The 540-nt window shown below is 43.7% G+C and carries 2 protein-coding genes; both read right to left on the bottom strand.

Annotation, left to right across the window (positions count from 1 at the left end; all coding sequences use genetic code 11):
* Window positions 1-150 precede the first annotated feature (150 nt).
* The gene (locus GTGU_RS23575) at window positions 151-435 is read right to left on the bottom strand and encodes a PerC family transcriptional regulator (RefSeq protein WP_038163790.1); all 285 of its coding nucleotides are present in this window, start codon (window positions 433-435) and stop codon (window positions 151-153) included.
* Between the two features lie 41 nt (window positions 436-476).
* A complete protein-coding gene (locus GTGU_RS27140) occupies window positions 477-533 on the bottom strand; it encodes a hypothetical protein (RefSeq protein WP_425427539.1) in 57 nt (18 codons plus the stop codon).
* Between the last annotated feature and the right edge of the window lie 7 nt (window positions 534-540).

The raw sequence follows: 540 nt of genomic DNA on the forward strand, positions 1-540 counted from the left end.
CTGTTGTTAATCTGGTTTCCTTCTGTTTAATATATTTGCAATTGCCAATTATTAGGGCGTTCATTATTTCCTGCGCTGTCGCCACAACAGACTTACCTTACAGAAATTGAAAATATATCATCTACTCAGCAGACTCGCTAAAATTACAGTTCACTTACTACTCCTGGGATAGTAACTCCTGAAAGTAATACTGTTATCCTGCTTAATCCCCATCGCTTCCTGCGTGGCTATCGCAGCCCGGTTAATTGCTCCGATATCCAGTTTATTATCATGGCGTGGTGATGCTATCATTGATAAACAATATTTACGTCTCTGGCTGATCCATTCCCGCTGAGCATCCGTAGCACAATGTTGCATCACATCCAGCCATCGGGCAGCAGCGCGTCGCCAGAATCCCCTGGCTTCGAGTTTTTCTGCAATTGTGTCATTCACCATTCCATCACCACGCCAATCATCGGTAAGTCTTTTTACTATTATCAGTTTCGGATTTTCCGGTAAACAAACAGCACAACCAGTGCGCCAATCACCGCCACGATAAAA

The organism is Trabulsiella guamensis ATCC 49490 (genome assembly GCF_000734965.1).
Lineage (GTDB): Bacteria > Pseudomonadota > Gammaproteobacteria > Enterobacterales > Enterobacteriaceae > Trabulsiella > Trabulsiella guamensis.

Bases quoted from the DNA above. Each gene is read 5' to 3' on its own strand.
- GTGU_RS23575 (WP_038163790.1), bottom strand. From the start codon at position 435: ATGGTGAATGACACAATTGCAGAAAAACTCGAAGCCAGGGGATTCTGG.